The 18,637-nt window shown below is 73.4% G+C and carries 16 protein-coding genes; 11 read left to right on the top strand and 5 right to left on the bottom strand.

Translation table 11 applies throughout. The features are described 5' to 3' along the window. Window positions 1-26: 26 nt before the first annotated feature. Window positions 27-887 (bottom strand): TIGR03089 family protein, encoded by an 861-nt coding sequence (locus tag QP089_RS10445; RefSeq protein WP_285911291.1) that lies wholly within the window; start codon window positions 885-887, stop codon window positions 27-29. A gap of 107 nt (window positions 888-994) precedes the next feature. Between QP089_RS10445 and QP089_RS10440 the strand changes: the two genes are divergently transcribed. From QP089_RS10440 to QP089_RS10430, 3 genes are all read left to right on the top strand, one after another. Then, window positions 995-3,040: a hypothetical protein gene (locus QP089_RS10440; RefSeq protein WP_285911290.1), complete on the top strand. Its 2,046-nt coding sequence runs from the start codon at window positions 995-997 to the stop codon at window positions 3,038-3,040. A 195-nt stretch (window positions 3,041-3,235) separates the two neighbouring features. Then, a complete protein-coding gene (locus QP089_RS10435; protein WP_285911462.1) occupies window positions 3,236-4,138 on the top strand; it encodes a glycosyltransferase family 2 protein in 903 nt (300 codons plus the stop codon). A gap of 13 nt (window positions 4,139-4,151) precedes the next feature. Further along, a complete protein-coding gene (locus tag QP089_RS10430) occupies window positions 4,152-5,243 on the top strand; it encodes a glycosyltransferase family 4 protein (protein ID WP_285911288.1) in 1,092 nt (363 codons plus the stop codon). On the opposite strand, the gene trxA is transcribed toward QP089_RS10430, so the two are convergent. Both trxA and QP089_RS10420 read right to left on the bottom strand, forming a co-directional pair. Then, window positions 5,224-5,547, bottom strand: a complete 324-nt coding sequence (gene trxA / locus QP089_RS10425; protein WP_285911286.1) for a thioredoxin — start codon at window positions 5,545-5,547, stop codon at window positions 5,224-5,226. The genes QP089_RS10430 and trxA overlap by 20 nt on opposite strands. A gap of 2 nt (window positions 5,548-5,549) precedes the next feature. After that, a complete protein-coding gene (locus tag QP089_RS10420) occupies window positions 5,550-6,551 on the bottom strand; it encodes a lysylphosphatidylglycerol synthase transmembrane domain-containing protein (protein WP_285911284.1) in 1,002 nt (333 codons plus the stop codon). Between the two features lie 85 nt (window positions 6,552-6,636). On the opposite strand from QP089_RS10420, the gene QP089_RS10415 reads away from it, so the two are divergent. The 6 genes from QP089_RS10415 (at window position 6,637) to QP089_RS10390 (ending at window position 14,778) form a co-directional block, all read left to right on the top strand. Next, complete coding sequence (locus QP089_RS10415) at window positions 6,637-7,341, top strand: class I SAM-dependent methyltransferase (protein ID WP_285911283.1); 705 nt, start codon at window positions 6,637-6,639, stop codon at window positions 7,339-7,341. A 141-nt stretch (window positions 7,342-7,482) separates the two neighbouring features. Then, entirely contained in the window at window positions 7,483-8,652 is a 1,170-nt protein-coding gene (locus tag QP089_RS10410) for a glycosyltransferase family 4 protein (protein ID WP_285911281.1), read from the top strand. A 37-nt stretch (window positions 8,653-8,689) separates the two neighbouring features. After that, on the top strand, window positions 8,690-9,757 hold the full coding sequence (gene manB / locus QP089_RS10405) for a mannose-1-phosphate guanylyltransferase (protein ID WP_285911280.1): 1,068 nt from the start codon (window positions 8,690-8,692) through the stop codon (window positions 9,755-9,757). Then, a complete protein-coding gene (locus tag QP089_RS10400; RefSeq protein WP_353070563.1) occupies window positions 9,750-10,721 on the top strand; it encodes a DNA-3-methyladenine glycosylase family protein in 972 nt (323 codons plus the stop codon). Before manB ends, QP089_RS10400 begins: the two co-directional genes overlap by 8 nt. A 394-nt stretch (window positions 10,722-11,115) precedes the next feature. Beyond that, entirely contained in the window at window positions 11,116-13,668 is a 2,553-nt protein-coding gene (locus QP089_RS10395; RefSeq protein WP_285911279.1) for a bifunctional FO biosynthesis protein CofGH, read from the top strand. Between the two features lie 90 nt (window positions 13,669-13,758). After that, window positions 13,759-14,778 carry a substrate-binding domain-containing protein gene (locus QP089_RS10390; protein WP_285911278.1) on the top strand — a complete coding sequence of 340 codons (1,020 nt, stop codon included), beginning with the start codon at window positions 13,759-13,761 and terminating at the stop codon, window positions 14,776-14,778. Between the two features lie 6 nt (window positions 14,779-14,784). Here QP089_RS10390 and QP089_RS10385 read toward each other — a convergent pair whose 3' ends face one another. Together QP089_RS10385 and cofD are read right to left on the bottom strand one after the other, a co-directional pair. Then, window positions 14,785-16,071: a coenzyme F420-0:L-glutamate ligase gene (locus QP089_RS10385; RefSeq protein WP_285911276.1), complete on the bottom strand. Its 1,287-nt coding sequence runs from the start codon at window positions 16,069-16,071 to the stop codon at window positions 14,785-14,787. Beyond that, window positions 16,068-17,018 carry a 2-phospho-L-lactate transferase gene (gene cofD, locus QP089_RS10380; protein WP_285911275.1) on the bottom strand — a complete coding sequence of 317 codons (951 nt, stop codon included), beginning with the start codon at window positions 17,016-17,018 and terminating at the stop codon, window positions 16,068-16,070. Before cofD ends, QP089_RS10385 begins: the two co-directional genes overlap by 4 nt. Window positions 17,019-17,198: 180 nt before the next feature. Between cofD and QP089_RS10375 the strand changes: the two genes are divergently transcribed. Beyond that, a complete protein-coding gene (locus QP089_RS10375) occupies window positions 17,199-18,143 on the top strand; it encodes a hypothetical protein (protein WP_285911274.1) in 945 nt (314 codons plus the stop codon). Between the two features lie 223 nt (window positions 18,144-18,366). Further along, the gene (locus QP089_RS10370) at window positions 18,367-18,630 is read left to right on the top strand and encodes a WhiB family transcriptional regulator (RefSeq protein ID WP_021594342.1); all 264 of its coding nucleotides are present in this window, start codon (window positions 18,367-18,369) and stop codon (window positions 18,628-18,630) included. Window positions 18,631-18,637 lie beyond the last annotated feature (7 nt).

Here is an 18,637-nt window from a genome sequence, read left to right as displayed (position 1 = left end):
CAAAGCGCGGGCAAACAGAGCGTAGGTCAGGCGAGCCGGCGCACGGACCCGGATGCGTCACTCCATCCGGGCAGCCCGGCCACCGCCGTCACATGCTCCAGGGCCACACGCCGATCTAGGGCGGCTTTGTCAAAGTTTCGTTGGATTATGACGGAAGCCCCTGAGGCTAGTGGTGCGACCAGGCCGGCCAGAAGCCCGTCCAGTGTGGCGAAGGACATGTCAACCAGGACGCGCGACGACGCGTCCAGCTCCCATTTCTCGGCCGCCGCGGCGCCCGCCGCGACCAGCTCCGCACCCGTCAATGTGGTCTTTGTCACATCGATCGCGGGCAGCGTCGGGGTCACGTCCGGGGTCGCGGCGAACCGGTCGCCATAGGAGCGCACCTCCGCCGCGTAGTCGGTGACGCCCGGCGGGCAGTCGGCCAGCGGGCCGCCGAGCGGATGCAGCGACAGGCCGACGACCTCCTCCGCGTCCGCGTTCACTCCGGGATCCGCGAGCACCACCTCGAGCACCTCCTCGGCCGCCGCCAGGATGTACGGCCCGGACGCCCCGTCCGGTTCGGACGGGACCGCGCCGCTCTCCAGGACCGCCGCCGGGTCGACCGGCACCGCCGCAAGGCCCGCCGACCAGCACGCCATCAGCCACACCGCGGTCTGCCAGTGCGGCGGCAGGACGAGCACGACACGCCCGCCCGGCTCGGCCGCCAGCCCGTCCACCAGGAAGTTCGCCGTCTTGGCCACCCAGTTGTCGAACGTGCGCGCCGACAGCTCGACGCGCTCGCCCTTCTCATCGTCGTAGTAGGTGACGAGCGGGCGGGACGGATCGGCGGCCAGCCGCCGCCGCAGCAGCTCGGCGGGTCCGGACGCGGCGGGTTCGCTGTCGCTCATGGGGCGAGCGTAGAGCCCCGTGACCGGCCCGGACTCGCCGACCGGCCGTTCCCGCTACGCTCCGCACCGATGAATGACCACGGATCGGACGAGCGCGGGGCGGGTGCATGAACGCGGGTCGGCTGCTCGCCCGGACGACCGTGGCGCCGGCGCTGCTGGTCGCGGCGTGGCTCGTGGTGGCGATGCCGCTGCTGATGGGCGGGGCGTTCCGGCCGGGGCCGGCGGTCCTGCTGTGGGTGCCGGTGGCCGCGGCGGCGCTGTGGCTCGGCCTGCGCCGCAGTCCCCGCGACGTCGATGAGGAGGCCGCCGGCGGGCCGCTCGGCCCCGTCCCGTGGTGGTCGGCGGGCGGCGTGATCGCGGTCGCCGTCGTTTTCGGGGTGTTCGAGGCGCTGATGTGCTCCGAGCAGGTCATCGTGCGCCGCGACCCCGCATCGTACTTCCAGTTCGCGACCTGGCTGAAGGACCACGGGTCGCTGCCGATCCCGCAGCTGCGCCAGGCGTTCGGCGGCGGCGACCCGGCGCTGAAGTTCGACAGCCCGGCCTTCTACCAGGACGGCGGCGCGATCGTCCCGCAGTTCATGGCGGGCCTGCCGCTGATCCTCGCGCTCGGCGGCTGGGTGGGCGGCGCGCACGGGATGCTGCTGATGGCGCCGCTGCTCGGCGCCTGCTGCGTGCTGGCGTTCGGCGGCCTCACCGCCCGGCTGGCCGGGCCCCGCTGGGCGCCCGCCGGGGCGCTGCTGCTCGCGCTCACCCTGCCGATGCTGTGGGTGTCGCGGTCCACCTTCAGCGAGCCGCCCGCGCTGATCCTGCTGCTCGGCGGGCTGTCGCTGCTGCACGACGCCCGGACGGAGCGCCCCCGCGCGGCCGCGGCGAAGGCGTTCCTCGGCGGCCTCGCGCTCGGGCTGATCGTGCTCGTCCGGATCGACGGGATCCGCGACATCCTGCCGGTCGTGGTGTACGCCGGGCTGCTGGTCGCCCGGCGGCGCCGCAGCGGCTACGCGCTCGCGGCCGGCCTCGCGCTCGGCGCGGCGGCCGGGCTCGTCGAGGGCTACCTGAAGTCCCGCCCGTACCTGGACTACCTGCACGCCTCGCTCAACCCGCTGCTGGTCATCTCAGCCGCGATCGTCGTGGCCACGGCACTGCTGGTGGTCGTGCTGCGCTGGGACGCGACGGGCCGCCGGCTGCGCGCGGCCGGGGCGGCGATCGGGCGCGGCCGGCTGCCCGGCGCCGCCGCGATCGCCACCGCGCTGCTGATGGTGGGCTTCGCCGTCCGGCCGCTGGTGCAGACGGTCCGGCGCGTCCCGACCAACACCGACGACCGGCTGAACGCGCAGTTCATCGAGGCCGTCCAGAAGATCAACGAGATGCCGCTGGACGGCACCCGGCAGTACTCGGAACTGTCGCTGTACTGGGTCGTCTGGTACATCGGCATCCCCGCGCTGCTGCTCGCCACGTTCGGGGCGGCGCTGCTGGTGCGGCGGCTGCTGCGCCGCCAGTCCCCGGAATGGCTGCTGCCGTACGCGGTCGTCGTGTGGACGACCGTCCAGGTGCTGGTCAGGCCGGGCATCACCCCCGACCATCCGTGGGCGTCCCGGCGGCTGATCGGCCTGGTCATTCCGGGGCTGCTGCTGTTCACGGTGTTCGCGGCGGCATGGACCACCAAGCGGCTGCGGCGGATCGGGTACTCGCGGAAGGTGGTGCAGGCCACGGCCGTGGTCGGCATCGCCCTGACGTTGGTGCCGATCGTCATCACGTCCGCCGGCTACATGGTGAACAGGACCGACCAGAAGGAGGTCGGCGCCGTCGAGGCGATGTGCGACCGGATCGGTCCGGGCCGCTCCGTCGTGGTGATCGAGGCCGGCACCGCCGACCGCTTCCTCCAGGTCCTGCGCGGGATGTGCGGGCTTCCCGCCGCGCGCACCATCTCGTTCGCGACGGCCGCCGACGTCCGCCGGATCGCCGGGAAGATCGAGGGGGCGGGCCGGCGTCCGGTGGTCATGGGGTCGAAGCCCGAGCAGGTGGCGTCGTACGGGCGGCCCCGGCAGATCATGCGGCTGCGCACCCGCCAGGACGGCCGCACCCTCGACCACCCGCCCGGCGGGTCGTGGGGACTGGCCATCGACGTGTGGATCGCCGAGCCGCAGGCGCCCTGACGCGGGCGTGTCGGGTGCGTGTCGGGCGCGCGTCCGGCGGCCGTCCGGACGGTGTCCGCGCGCCGTGTCGGCCGGTGAGTCGGCCGGTGAGTCGGCCTGGGCGCGCCGTTGCGAGTATTCTCGCGGTGCGTGAGTACCCAGCCCGCAGAGCCCGCGCAGCGGCCCGCGCCCGCAGGCGCCGAGCCGAGCGACCCCGTGAGCGACGCCGCCCCCGTGCACGTGACCATCGTCCTCCCCTGCTACAACGAGCAGGACCACGTGATCGACGAGGTCGAGCGGATCACGAAGGCGATGGACAACAGCGGCAAGAGCTACGAGCTGCTGGCCGTCGACGACTGCTCCACCGACGCCACCCTCGCCCGGTTGGAGGAGGCCGCCCCCCGCTTCCCGCACATGCGGGTGATCGCGTTCCAGCACAACAGCGGCTCGGGGACGGTCCGGCGCATCGGCTCCCAGCAGGCCCGCGGCGAGATCGTGGTGTGGACCGACGCCGACATGTCCTACCCGAACGAGCGGATCCCCGACCTCGTCGACATCCTGGACAGCGACCCGTCCGTCGACCAGGTCGTCGGCGCCCGCACCAGCGAGGAGGGCACGCACAAGCTGCTGCGGGTGCCCGCCAAGTGGTTCATCCGCAAGGTCGCCGAGCGGCTCACCAACTCCAAGATCCCCGACCTGAACTCCGGGCTGCGCGCGTTCCGCCGCGAGGTGTCGCTGCCCTACCTGCGGCTGCTGCCGCCCGGGTTCTCCTGCGTGACCACGATCACGATCGCGTTCCTGTCGAACCAGCACCCGGTGCACTACCTGCCGATCGACTACGCCAAGCGGGCCGGCAAGTCGAAGTTCCACTTCACCAAGGACGCCTACCGCTACATCCTCCAGGTGCTGCGGATGGTGATGTACTTCAACCCGCTCAAGGTGCTGATGCCGCTCGCGCTGTGGCTGATCGGGATCGGGCTGCTCAAGGGCGTGTTCGACATGGTGGTGCACATCGGCTACTTCGCCAACAACACCATCATGATCTTCGTGACGGGGCTGATCATCGCCTCGCTCGCGCTGCTGGCCGACCTGATCGTGCGATCGCGCGGCGACGTCTGATGCGGACGGTCTAGTGCGCATCGCGATCGTCGGCCCCGCCTTCCCCTACAAGGGGGGCGGCGCCCACCACACCACCGAGCTCGCGCGCCGGCTCGCCGCCGCAGGGCACGACGTCGCCATCGAGTCGTGGCGCGCGCAGTACCCCGGCTTCCTGTACCCGGGTCAGCAGAAGATCTCCGAGCCGGAGGGCGAGCCGTTCCCCGGCACCCGGCACCGCCTCGACTGGCGCCGCCCGGACGGCTGGTTGCGCACCGGCCGCGCCCTGCGCGACCGCGACCTGGTCGTCCTCGCGGTGCTGAGCCCGGTGCAGGTGCCGTCCTACCTGGGCATACTCGCCGGTCTTCGAGGTCGAGCGCCCGTCGTGGCGCTCTGCCACAACGTTCTGCCGCACGAACGCAAGCCGTACGACGAGCCGCTGATGAGGCGGCTGCTGCGCAAGGCCGACGGCGTCCTCGTCCACTCGGAGGCGCAGGCGGAACTGGCGCGCGGGCTGACCTCGCGTCCGGTCCGGGTCGCGGAGATGCCCGCGCACCTGCCCGCGTCGGGCGGCGCGCCCGCCGACGACGGCAAGGTGCGGCGGCGGCTGCTGTTCTGGGGGATCGTCCGCCCGTACAAGGGCCTGGACGTCCTGCTCCGCGCGCTCGCGCAGGGCCCGGACGACGTCTCGCTGACGGTCGCGGGCGAGTTCTGGGGCGGCCTGGACGAGACCCGCGAGCTGATCCGCTCGCTCGACCTGGCGTCCCGGGTGGACCTGCGCCCCGGCTACGTGCCCGCCGCGGACGTCCCCGGCCTGTTCGCCTCCGCCGACGCGCTCGTCCTGCCGTACCGGACGGCCACCGCGTCGCAGAACGTGTGGATGGCCTACGAGCACGGCCTCCCGGTGATCGCCACGGACGTCGGCGCGTTCGCCGAGCAGGTCCGCGACGGGGTCGACGGGCTGGTCTGCCGCCCCGGCGACGTGCCGGGCCTGGCGGAGGCCATCACCCGGTTCTACGCGCCGGGGGAGCCGGAGCGGCTGCGCTCCGGCGTCCGCCCGGTCGACCACGGCCCGGTCTGGGCCGCCTACCTGGAGGCGCTCACCGCGCTCACAGGTGCGGCTCGATGACCTTCAGCAGGGCCCGCTTCGGCTTGGCGCCGGTGATCTGCTCGACGACCTCGCCGCCCTTGAGCAGCAGCAGCGTCGGCAGGCCCAGCACTCCATACTTCTGCGGGGTCTGCGGATTGGCGTCGTAGTCCATCTTCGCGATCTTGATCCGGCCGTCCTGCTCGGCCGCGATCTGGTCCAGGACCGGGGCGATCATGCGGCAGGGGCCGCACCAGTCGGCCCAGAAGTCGACGAGCACGGGAACGTCGCTGTCCAGGACTTCCTCGGCGAACGTGGCGTCGGTCACGCTGATGGGGGCCGTCACGGTCACTCCTTCGTAGGCTGCGTACCCCTGACAAGCGCGGGGCGCCCGCCTTCATTCCCGCCGCCGTCCCCGGCGCCGCCGGACGGCGGGCCGGGGCGGCCGGCGCCGCGGCCGAGGAGCATCCCGGCGCCCGCGTTGACCAGGTCGGCGATCGTCAGCAGCACGCGGGACGCGATCGCGACCACGACGGGCGCGCCCGCCGGCAGCACCGGCGTCAGCACCACGGTCAGCGCGGCCTCCCGCGCGCCGATCCCGCCCGGCGCGATGAAGACCAGGAACCCGGCGACGAACGCCAGCGCGTAGGCGCCGGTCGCCAGGAACGGCAGCCCGGGGCCGTCACCGCCGACGGCCATGCACAGCAGCCAGGTGTGGACGCCGAACAGCGCCCAGCCGAGCACCGTCCAGCCGACCGCCCGCAGCGTCACGCCGAGGCTGACCGGGTGCTCCAGCGGGGGCCGCCGGACGAGCCGCAGCAGCATCCCCAGCGCCCACGTCACGATCCTCGGGTGCAGCGCCGCGATCATGAAGGGGGCGAGCAGGAACAGCCACCAGTACTCCCGGCGCGCCGCCGCCGAGGTCAGCGGCAGCGTCACCGCCGCGACGGCGAGGCCGCAGGCGGTGGAGGTCGCCACGGCCAGCAGCGTGGAGCCGAAGCTGCGCTCGGCGGGCACCTTGTGCTCGCGCGTCATCTCGATCTGGGTGACCAGCGCCCACACCTTGCCCGGCACGTACTTGCCGAGTTGGGAGACCGCGGAGATCCGGTAGGCGACGCGCAGCGGCAGCGGCGAGCCCAGGCCGGCGAGGAACGTCCGCCACCCCAGCGTCCAGGAGAACAGCCCGGCCAGGCCCACCAGCAGCGCCCCGGCGAGCGTGGGCCAGGACATCTCCTGGAACGCCCGCGTCGTCGCGTCCCACTGGGAGGCCACGCTGTAGCCGCAGAACCCGAGCGCGAGCAGGATCAGCAGCACGCGCAGGGCCCGCATGGCGACGACCTTCGTATTCACGCGCCCAGCGTAGGCGAACCGGGATCACGGCGCGTGCCGCCGCTTCGGCCGCGCCGCCGCCCGCCGCGCCCTACAGTTGGGGACGATGAAACTCTCCGATGTGGTCGCCTTCATGGGGCACCAGGTGCACGTGTGCCGGTACCGCGAGGCGGGGACGCTGCTGTCGTGGATGGGACGGGACCTGAGCGGCAAGCGGGTCCTCGACGTCGCCGGCGGCGACGGCTACTGGGCGGGACGGGCCCGCAGGCGCGGCGCCGACGCGGTCTCGATCGACCTCGCCCGCAAGAAGATGGTGTACGGCCGGACGCTCGCCGACGCGCCCGCGCTGATCGAGTGCGACGCGCTGCGGCTGCCGTTCGGCGACGCCACGTTCGACGCGGTCCTGTCGGTCTGCGCGATCGAGCACTTCGACGACGGCGGCAGGTCCCTGGACGAGATGGCGCGGGTGCTCAAGCCGGGCGGTGAGGTCTTCATGTCCGCCGACGTGCTCAGCCGGGCCGACGCGTGGCCGAAGCTGCGGGACGCGCACAAGGCCAGGTACCACGTCCAGCACACCTACACCCACGAGAGCCTGCGCAAGCTGATGGACGAGCGGGGCCTCGACCTGGTGCGGCACTCCTACCAGTTCAGGACGGCCGCGACCGAGCGGCTCTACCTGTCGCTGTCGACCTACGGCGGCCGGGTCGGCTTCAATGCGGCGGCGCCGCTGACGCCGCTGGTCGCGCTCGCCGACCGGGGCGCGCCGAACCGGCAGGGCAGCATCGTCCTGATTCACGCGCGCAAAAGATAGGCGTGTGGGTAGGGGGCCACAAGGACTTGCGGAAGCGACCGGCGCGGAGGGCCCACGGCCGGCCGGTCGCGGGCGTAGGCTCGGACGGTAAAGAGTGATCTACGCCACTACGGCTTCAGCGCCGGAATGGGGGAGTGGACCGTGGCGCCTCGGATACTGCTCGACGCCACCGCGGTGCCCGCCGACAGGGGCGGGCTCGGGCGGTACGTGGACGGCCTGCTGTCGGCCCTGCACGCGCTCGGCGCCGACCTCGCGGTCGTCTGCCAGCGCTCGGACGAGAAGCGGTACGGGCAGCTCGCGCCGGGCGCCCGGATCGTCGCGGGACCGCCGGCGCTGGCGCACCGCGCGACCCGGCTGGCGTGGGAGCAGTCCGGCCTGCCGCACGTCGCCGACGGCGTCGCCGCCGACGTGATCCATCTGCCGACGTACACGATGCCGGTCAGCGCGGTCCGGCCGACCGTGGTGACCATCCACGACGTGACGCTGTTCGCGGAGCCGGAGCTGCACGACCCCGTCCGCACCACCTACGTCAAGTCGGCGACCCGCACCGCGGCGCGCCGCGCGACCCGGCTGATCGTCCCGTCGCGGGCGACGCGCGACGAGCTGGTCCGGGTGCTGGGCGCCGACCCCGAGCACATCGACGTGGCCTACCACGGCGTCGACCACGCGGTGTTCCACCGCCCGTCGGAGGCGGAGGTCAAGCAGGTCTCCGACCGGCTCGGCCTGCACGGCCGTCCCTACGTCGCCTATCTGGGCGGGCTGGAGCCGCGCAAGAACGTCCCGAACCTGATCCGCGGCTGGGTGCGCTCCTGCGCCGGGCTGGAGGACCCGCCCGCGCTGGTGCTGGCCGGCGGCGGGGGCTGGGACGACGAGGTCGACGCGGCGCTGGCGACGGTCCCGCCCCGGCTGCGGGTGATCCGCCCGGGATACCTGCGGGTGCCGTTGCTGCCCGGTTTTTTCGGCGGCGCGCTGGTGGTGGCGCTGCCGAGCCGCGGCGAGGGGTTCGGCCTGCCGGTGCTGGAGGCGATGGCGTGCGGCGCGCCCGTCCTGACGACCCGCCGCGGCTCGCTGCCGGAGGTCGGCGGCGACGCGGTCGCCTACACCGAGCCCGACCCGGAGGGGATCGCGACGGCGCTGACCGCGCTGATCGGCGACCCGTCCCGCCGTGCCGGGCTGGCCGCCGCGGCGTACACGCACTCGCAGGAGTTCAGCTGGGCCGCGTCGGCCGAGGCGCACCTGGCCTCCTACGAGCGCGCCGTCCGGCAGCACGCCGCTTCGCGCGGGCACGGCTCGGCGCCCGCCAACCACTAGGCTTCGTCTCCACGACCGTGGCGGAGAAAGGAACCCAGTGGAAGCGATCCTCCTGGTGGGGGGCCGGGGCACCCGCCTGCGCCCGCTGACGATCTCCACTCCGAAGCCGCTGCTCCCCACTGCCGGCGTGGCCTTCCTGGCGCACCAGCTCGCCCGCGCGCACGCCGCCGGGGTCGAGCGGATCGTGTTCGCGACGTCCTACCGGGCGGAGATGTTCGAGGCGGCGTTCGGCGCCCACGCGCACGGCGTCGACCTCGCCTATGTCAGCGAGGCGCAGCCGCTCGGCACGGGCGGCGCGATCCGCAACGCGGCCCGCGCGCTGACCTGCGGACCGGACGACCCGGTGCTGATCCTCAACGGCGACATCCTGTCCGGGCACGACGTGCCGGCGCAGGTGAAGCTGCACGAGGACGCGGGCGCGGCGGTGACGCTGCACCTCACCGAGGTCGACGACCCGTCCCGGTTCGGCTGCGTGCCGACCGACGACTCCGGGCGCGTCACCGCGTTCCTGGAGAAGACGTCCCATCCGGTGACGAACCAGATCAACGCGGGCTGCTACGTGTTCCGGCGTTCGGCGATCGACACGATCACCGAGGACGAGGTCGTCTCGGTCGAGCGGGAGACGTTCCCGTCGCTGATCGCGTCCGGCGCCGTCGTCATGGGGCACGTCGAGTCGGGCTACTGGCTGGACGTCGGCACGCCCGAGGCGTTCGTGCGCGGCTCGCGCGACCTGGTCCTCGGCCGGCTCGCCTCCCCGGCGATGCCAGGCGAGCCGGGCGAGCGCCTCACCCTCGCCGGGGCGACGGTGTCGCCGGGCGCGGTGGTGCGCGGCGGCACGACGGTCGGCCGCGGCGCGGTGGTCGAGGCCGGCGCCACCGTGATCGGCAGCGTGCTGCTGGACGACGCGTTCGTCGCGGAGGGCGCGACCGTCCGCGACTCGGTGCTGAGCCGCGGCGCCCGAGTGGGCCCCGGCGCGGTGCTCGACGGCGTCATCCTGGGCGACGGCGCGGTCGTGGGCCCGGGCAACGAACTGTGCTGCGGCCTGCGCGTCTGGCCGGGCATCGAGCTTCCCCCCACTGCGGTCCGCTTCTCCACCGATGCCTGACGTCCCGCCGGGCACGGCCGCCGACGGCGTGGCCGGGGAGAGGACCGCTGGGCTTCTCCCCGGCCACGGGTCCGGGGGGATGCGGCGGGAGTGGGCGCCGCCGTTCACGGTGGACGTGGGGGCGACGCTTCGGCCGCATCGGCGCGGGCCGCATGACCCGGCGTTCCGCGTGGAGCGGGACGGGACGGTCTGGCGCGCGTCGTACACGCCGGACGGTCCGGGCACGCTGCGGATCCGTGCGCGCGGGGACGCGGTGGTCGCGGACGCGTGGGGGCCGGGGGCCGCGTGGCTGCTCGACGGGCTGCCGGACCTGCTCGGCGCGTCGGACGAGCCCGGGGGGTTCGAGGCGCGGCACGAGATCGTCCGGCGGCAGGCGCTACTGCGGCCGGGCCTGCGGATCGGCCGGACGAACCGGGTGTTCGAGGCGCTCGTCCCGGCGGTGATGGAGCAGAAGGTCCTGGCGGAGGAGGCGTGGCGGGCCTGGGGGTACCTGGTGCGCCGGTTCGGGAGGCCGGCGCCGGGCGCGCCCGCCGCGCTGCGGCTGCGGGTCCCGCCGCCGCCCGCGGTGTGGGTGCGGATCCCGTCGTGGGAGTGGCACCGCTCGGGGCTGGAGGCGGTCCGGGCCCGGACGATCATCGGTGCGGCGCGGGTCGCCGCCCGGCTGGAGGACGACCCCGCCGAGGACCGGCTGCGCAGCCTGCCGGGCGTCGGGGTCTGGACGGCGGCGGAGGTCCGGCAGCGGGCGGCGGGCGATCCCGACGCCGTCTCCGTGGGCGACTACAACCTGCCCGGCCTGGTCGGCTGGGCGCTGGCGGGCCGCAAGGTCGACGACGACGGGATGCTCGAGCTGCTGGCTCCGTACGCGGGGCATCGGCACCGGGTCACCCGGCTGCTGGAATCGTCCGGCGCGCGGCCTCCGCGGCGCGGTCCGCGTCTGCCCGTCCGCGACTACCGGAGCTTCTGACCGTCTCCTTGCGAGCCTTGGCTGACCGGCGCGGTAGCCAGAAGTGGTTCGGGGTCCAGCTCAGGCCGTCGCGGGTGTCGGCGCCGAAGATCGGCGCGAGGACGGCGAGGGCGATCAGGATGGCGAGCATGACCAGCATGGCGGTCTCCTCCGGCGAGGGCCGTGCGGCGGTGGTACCGCCCGGGGGGACGACCCTCTCGCAGCTATAGTTTGACTCAGTCCAACATTGAGGACAAGCGACCATTTCTAGACGCATTCATTAAGCTTCACTACATCCTGGGAGGAGTGCCGCCGCCGGGGAATAGATCCGGGGCGCCTCCGGCTCTCGTAGGTGGACGGCATTCCGCGGGCCCCGCCGCGTCGCAAAATATGACGATTGGCATAGAGTGCCCGCATGGAGGCCACGCAGAACGCGATCAGGCGGGCTTTGGCCCGTGCGCGTGACGGGAAGACGCTCGACCACTCCGAGGCCACGACGCTGCTGCGGGCCCGCGGTCCGCAGCTGGACGATCTGCTCGCCTACGCGGCGAGGACCAGGGACGCCGGCCTCGCGGCGGCGGGCCGTCCCGGGACCATCACCTACAGCCGCAAGGTCTTCATCCCGCTGACCCGGCTCTGCCGGGACCGCTGCGGCTACTGCACGTTCGCGACCGTCCCGCACAAGCTGGACGCGCCGTACCTCAGCCCCGACGAGGTCCTGGAGATCGCGCGGCAGGGCGCCGCGATGGGCTGCAAGGAGGCGCTGTTCACGCTCGGGGACCGTCCCGAGGACCGGTGGAAGCAGGCCCGCGAGTGGCTCGACGCGCACGGCTACGACGACACCCTGTCGTACGTGCGGGCGATGGCGATCCGGGTGCTGGAGGAGACCGGGCTGCTGCCGCACCTGAACCCGGGCGTGCTGACCTGGCGCGACTTCCAGCGGCTCAAGCCGGTCGCGCCGTCGATGGGGATGATGCTGGAGACGACCGCGACGCGGCTGTTCAGCGAGCGCGGCGGCCCGCACTTCGGATCGCCGGACAAGGACCCGGCCGTCCGGCTGCGGGTACTGGAGGACGCGGGCCGCACGAACGTCCCGTTCACCACCGGCATCCTCATCGGCATCGGCGAGACGGTCGAGGAGCGCGCGGACGCGATCTTCGCGATCCGCAAGACGATGCGGGAGTACGGCGCGATCCAGGAAGTGATCGTGCAGAACTTCCGCGCCAAGCCCGACACCAAGATGCGCGACACGCCCGACGCCGAGCTGGAAGAGCTGGCCGCGACGATCGCGGTGACGCGGCTGGTACTGGGGCCGAAGGCGCGCATCCAGGCGCCGCCGAACCTCGTCGCCGACCAGTACTCGCTGATGCTGCGCGCCGGGATCGACGACTGGGGCGGCGTGTCGCCGCTGACGCCGGACCACGTGAACCCCGAGCGTCCGTGGCCGCAGATCGACGAGCTGGCCGCCAGGACCGCCGAGTCGGGCTTCGAACTGCGCGAACGGCTCACGATCTACCCCGAGTACGTCAAGCGCGGCGAGCCGTGGCTGGACCCGCGGCTGGTCGGGCACGTGTCCGCGCTGGCCGACCCGGCGACCGGGCTCGCGCGCGAGGACGCCGTCCTCGAAGGGCGCCCGTGGCAGGAGCCCGACGGCGGGTTCGCGGCGTCCGGGCGCACCGACCTGCACACCGAGATCGACACGACCGGGCGCACGTCCGACCGGCGCGACGACTTCGACGAGGTCTACGGCGACTGGGACGCGCTCAAGGACCGCATGAGCGCGCCGCAGCGGTTCGACGCCGACGTCAAGGCAGCGCTCGCCGCCGCCGAACGCGACCCCGCCGGGCTGTCCGACGACGAGGCGCTCGCACTGCTGCACGCCGACGGCCCCGAACTCGACGCGCTGGCGAAGCTGGCCGACGACCTGCGCCGCGAAGCCGTCGGCGACGAGGTCACCTACGTCGTCACCCGGAACATCAACTTCACCAACGTCTGCTACACCGGCTGCCGGTTCTGCGCGTTCGCGCAGCGCCGCACCGACGCCGACGCGTACACGCTGTCGCTCCAGCAGGTCGGCGACCGGGTGGACGAGGCGTGGGAGGCGGGCGCCACCGAGATCTGCATGCAGGGCGGCATCCATCCCGACCTGCCCGGCACCGCCTACTTCGACCTCGCCCGCGAGGTGAAGCGCCGCGCCCCGGACATCCACCTGCACTCCTACAGCCCGATGGAGGTCGTGAACGGCGCGTCCCGCAGCGACCTGTCCATCCGCGAATGGCTGGAGGCGGCGAAGGAGGCCGGCGTCGACTCGCTGCCCGGGACGGCCGCCGAGATCCTCGACGACGACGTCCGCTGGGTGCTGACCAAGGGCAAGCTGCCCACCGACCAGTGGGTCGAGGTCGTCACCACCGCGCACGAGATCGGCATCCCGACGACGTCCACGATGATGTACGGGCATGTCGACACCCCGTCGCACTGGGTCGCGCACATCAAGCTGCTGCGCTCCATCCAGGAGCGGACGGGCGGGTTCAGCGAGTTCGTGCTGCTGCCGTTCGTCCACCACAACTCGCCGATCTACCTGGCGGGACTCGCGCGGCCGGGGCCGACCGTACGGGAGAACATCGCCGTTCACGCGCTCGCGCGGATCCTGCTGCACGGCGCCATCGCCAACATCCAGACGTCCTGGGTGAAGCTGGGCGACGAGCTGTGCACGCGCGTCCTGCAAGGCGGCGTCAACGACCTCGGCGGAACGCTGATGGAGGAGACCATCAGCCGGATGGCCGGTTCGGAGAACGGCTCGTTCAAGCCCATCAGCGACCTGGAGAGGATCGCCGCCCTCGCGGGACGCCCCGCCCGGCAGCGCACGACCCTCTACGGCGAGGTCCCCGCCGAGCGCGTCGAGGCCGCCCGCAAGACCGACGGCATCGGCCACTTCGGCCGCCCGTCCCTCACCCTCACCCCACGTTGAGTTGCGGCGAGTCGTCGTTATGGCACCGCTCATAACGACGACTCGCCGCAAGTGAACGCACGTTCATCGTCGGTCCGGTATGACTGACGCGTGAGGTGGAAGGTCTGGGTGCCGGCGGCGGTGCTGCTCGTCACCGTCGTCGGGGGCGGGGCGTGGGCGTTCGGCCTGCTGCCCGGGCCCTCGCCGTGCCGGAGCGGGACGGTGGAGGTGCGGGTCGCCGCGCAACCGGAGATCGCGCCCGCGCTGCGGGACGTCGCGTCCCGGTTCACCGTGGAGCGGCACCGGGTCGGCGGACGCTGCGTCCGCGCGCGCGTGACGGCCGTCGCCCCCGCCGAGTTCGCGCGCCGTCCGGACCTGCGGCGGCGCACGGACGCCTGGGTGCCGGAGTCGTCGCTGTGGCTCGGCATCGTCCGCGACGCGGGGGACAAGGGCGTTCCGGGGAGCGGGACGTCGATCGCCGCCACGCCCGTCGTCTTCGCGACGACCCGTCCCGTGGCCGACGAGCTCGCCGCCGGCCACGTCGCCATGAGTTGGAAACTGCTGCTGAAGTCCAAGGTCGACGGCCTGGGCCTCGCCCGCAGGGCGGCGGACCCGGGCGTCGGCATCAGCGGGATGGTCGCGATGCTCGCCCTCGACCAGGTCGGCGGCAGGACCGGCGACGTGACCGGCGACCTGCGCAAATCCGCGCCGTCACCGGCGGACGACGCGGCCGGCGGCGCCGCGGCCGTGCTCGCCGGCCTCACCGCCGCCGAACGCTTCGACCGCCCCCTCGTCGTCACCACCGAGCAGGCGACCGTCGCCTACAACGACGGGCACCGCCCCAACCCGGTCACCCCGATCGTCCCGGACGAGGGCACCCTCATGCTCGACCACCCGTACGCGGTCACGGCCCGCGACCGGCGGCACCGCGACGCGGCGGCGGCCTTCGGCGACGCGCTCGGGACGCGGTCCGCCCGCGACACGCTCCAGCGGGCCGGGTTCCGCGCCCCCGACGGCGGCTTCGGCGACGCCGCCGCCCGCGAGCACGGGCTGCCCGCGACGGCGCCGCGGTCACTGCGCCTCCCGACCCGCAAGGAGATCGACCGGGCCCTGGCGTCCTGGAAGGCGTGAACCCGGCTACCGCACCTCGATGAAGGCGTCCGCGGTGCGCGGCGGGCGGTCGCGCGGCGGCGCGGCCGGGTGGCCGACGCCGACGGCGCCCATCGGGTCCCACTCGTCCGGCAGGTCCAGGGCCTCGCGGACGACGTCGCGGCAGAACATCGTGCTGGACACCCAGCACGACCCGAGGCCCTCCACCGCCAGCGCGACCAGCAGGTTCTGCACGCCCGCGCCGGTCGCCACGACGAACATCTCCCGCTCGGCGGCGGCGCGGCGCGCGTCGGGGTAGTCGTGCGAGCCCTCCATGACCAGGCACGGGACGACCAGGAACGGCGCGCGGCGCAGCACGTCGCCGCGCCGCAGCCGCTTGGTGATCGACTCCTCGGAGAAGCCGTCGCGGCGCAGGTCGCCCTCCCACGCGTCGCGCATCGCGTCCAGCAGCCGGGTCCGGGACTCCGCCGACTCCAGCAGGACGAACCGCCACGGCGTGGTGTGGTGCGGCGCCGGCGCGGTGATCGCGGCGGCGACGGCCCGCCGCACCGCCTCCGGATCGACCGGGGCGCCGGTGAACTCGCGGATGGTGCGGCGCGCGTGCAGGACGTCCGCCGACCCGTACCGGAACATGTCCTCGTCGGGCGGCCGGACGAGCTGCCGCGCCCCCGGCCCGTCGTCGGCCGTGACCAGGTGGGCCAGCCCGCGCACGACCGCGATCGGCACCCCGTCGAGCTTGCCCTTGACCAGCTCGCCCGCCGCCGCGATCTCGTCCGCGACGGCCGTGATGGTGGCTTCGAGCCGGTTTCCGTACGTGTCGTCGCGCCCGCGCAGGTCGCTGAGCGGCGCGAGGCCCGCAACGCCGATCGCCGCGTCGGTCAGCCCGTTGCGCCAGGGCCGGCCGAGCGTGTCGGAGACGATGACCGCGACGTCCCGGCCGGTGCGCTCCCGCACGCCCGCGCGGATGCGCCGCGCGGAGGCGTCGGAGTCCTCCGGCAGCAGCAGCACGGTGCCGGGCGCGGTGTTGGACGCGTCCACCCCGGCGGCGGCCAGCACCAGGCCCTGCCGCGTCTCCACGATCCGGGTCTCGCCGCGCGCGTGCCTGCGCCGCGCCACCACCCGGACCGTCTCGGCGTCGATCGCCTTCTCCCGGTCGTCGGCGACCAGGACCCGGCCCTCCGCCTTGCTGACGATCTTGGACGTGACGACCAGCACGTCCCCGTCCTCGACCGCGTCGGCGGGGACCAGGGCGGCGATGTCATCGCCCTCGCCGACCTCCGGCAGCCCGGGGATCCCGAACACCCGGAGGTTCACGGCGCCTCCTTCTTCAGCTCGAGCGCCAGGTCGAGCGCCGCGCGCGCGATCGCCGCCGTCGCCTCCGGATCGCTCATCAGCAGCGGGCGGGACCGCACCTCGATGCCCTCCACCCGCACGTCGCCGTCCGCCTCGTCGACCAGCCAGCCGTCCAGCAGCCCGAGCCCGTAGTACTCGGCCACCGCCTTCGCCGAGGTCTCCACCCCGATCGCGGCCAGGCACGCGTCCGCCATCCCGCGCACCGGGGCGCCGCCGATGATCGGCGACACGCCGACGACGGTGTTCGCCGCGACCGCCTCCCGGATGCCGGGGACCGCCAGGATCGTCCCGACGCTGACGACCGGGTTGGACGGCGGGAACAGCACCACGTCCGCCTCCTCGATCGCCTTCAGCACGCCCGGCGCCGGCTTGGCCTCGTCGGCGCCGACCGGCGCGATCGACAGCGCGGGCAGCGACGCCCGCAGCCGCACCCACCACTCCTGGAAGTGGATCGCGCGCCGGCCGCGCTCGGGGTCGTCGACGACCACGTGCGTCTCGACCTGGTCGTCGGTCATCGGGATCAGCCGCACGCCCGGCTTCCACCGGTCGCACAGCGCCTCGGTCACCGACGACAGCTTGTAGCCGGCCTCCAGCATCTGCGTCCGGACGATGTGGGTGGCGAAGTCGCGGTCGCCGAGCCCGAACCAGCCGGGCCCGACGCCGTAGGCGGCCAGCTCCTCCTTGACGGTGAACGTCTCGTCCGCCCGCCCCCAGCCCTGCTCCTCGTTGATCCCGCCGCCGAGGGTGTACATCACGGTGTCCAGGTCGGGGCAGACCCGCAGCCCGAACAGGGAGATGTCGTCCCCGGTGTTGCCGATGACGGTGATCTCCGCCTCGGGGGCGGCGGCCTGGAGCCCGCGCAGGAAGCGGGCTCCCCCGATGCCGCCCGCCAGCGCCACGATCCTCATGCCGCTCAGCCTAGGACTCCGGCGGCCGGCTCTCGACGCGTGGTGCGTTTTCGTGCCCGCGGACGGCGCCGTCGCGGGCCTTTCCGGCGGTTTGCGTGCCAGCGGGGGACAGAGACGAGGGCGGGCGGGATGTGCAAAGCTTTGCCTGTCATCCGATTGCCTCGGTCTGGAGAAGACACCGTGAACAAGGAAGCCGTCCAGCGCCTGCGCGAACCGGCCGCCTGGGTACTGCTCGCGTCCGCGGGCGTCCAACTCCTCGCCGGCATCATTCTGTTGCTCGGCGGCAGCGGTGCCTTCACCTACCGCGCGTTCGCGGCGGCCCAGGACACCCTGTTCACGCAGATCGTCTGCGTCGGGCTGGTCGTCCTGGCGGTGCTGCTGACGACCTGGGGCGCGGCGACCGCGCAGGCGCGCACCATCGCGATGGGCGGGCTCGGCGTGCTCGGCGTCACCGCGCTGTTCGCCGTCGTCTCCTGGCTGAGCGCGATGGCCGCCGACGGGGTGGGCGCGCTCAGCAAGCTCGCGGTGTTCCTGGCCGGGGGCGGCAAGATCGCGGTGATCGGCGTCGGCGCCTGGTTCGTGTTCACCGTCTTCCAGGGCCTGCAGCCGGCCCGCCCGCAGCCGCAGATGCAGCAGGGCTACCCCGACTACGGCTACCAGCAGGGTCAGCAGCAGTACGGGCAGCAGGGCTACGGCCAGCCGGGGCAGCAGGGGCAGCAGCCCTACCAGCAGTACCAGCAGTACGGCCAGCAGGGCGCCGAGGGCCAGCAGGCCGCCCAGCAGCAGTACGGGCAGCAGCAGCCCTACCAGCAGTACGGGCAGCAGCCCTACCAGCAGTACGGCCAGCCGCAGCCGGGCCAGCCCGGTCAGCCGCAGCCCGGCCAGCACGGTCAGCCTCAGGGCGGGCAGGGGCAGTCGGGCGAGCAGCCGCAGCCGCAGCCCCAGCAGCAGCCCGCCGACCAGCAGGAAGAGATGGGCGAGTGGACGCGGGCCTACGGCGGCGGCTCCGGGCAGGAGGGCGCGCAGGGCCCGCAGGGCACCCACCCCGGGCAGCCGCAGGGCGAGCAGCGGCCCGAGGAGGGCGGCGACTGGTACCGCGACGACCGGCCCCCGCCGCCGCAGTGATCGCGGGCCGTTCCGCGCCCTGACCCGCGGATTAACTGATCTTCATCTGAGGTTCGGCGAGCGGTTCACCCCATAACCCGCTATGTCGCCCTGGAAACTCGTTCCGCTTGACGGGGCGGGCGCTACACGCGTGTAATTTCGTCGGTGTAGTTTCGATGCCTTCTCGGGGGAGAGATCTTGAGGACGGCATTGACCAGGGGGTTCCACGGGCAGGAGGTGCGCTGTGAGCGAGGTCGTCATCCCGCTGGCGCACGGCACGGACGGCGAAGAGCTGGGCTGGCAGGAGCGCGCACTGTGCGCGCAGACGGACCCGGAGGCGTTTTTTCCGGAGAAGGGCGGCTCCACTCGGGAGGCCAAGAAGGTGTGCCGGGCATGCGAGGTGCGGACGGAGTGCTTGGAGTACGCGCTGCAGCACGATGAACGTTTCGGTATTTGGGGGGGACTGTCCGAACGCGAGCGCCGCAAGCTGAAGCGCCAGGCCGTCTGACGCGCAC

Origin of the sequence: Actinomadura opuntiae, from assembly GCF_030283205.1 — a bacterium.
Taxonomy (GTDB): Bacteria; Actinomycetota; Actinomycetes; order Streptosporangiales; family Streptosporangiaceae; genus Spirillospora.
Note: the sequence above shows the minus strand (reverse complement) of the source record. Positions and strands in the feature narration are given on the sequence as shown.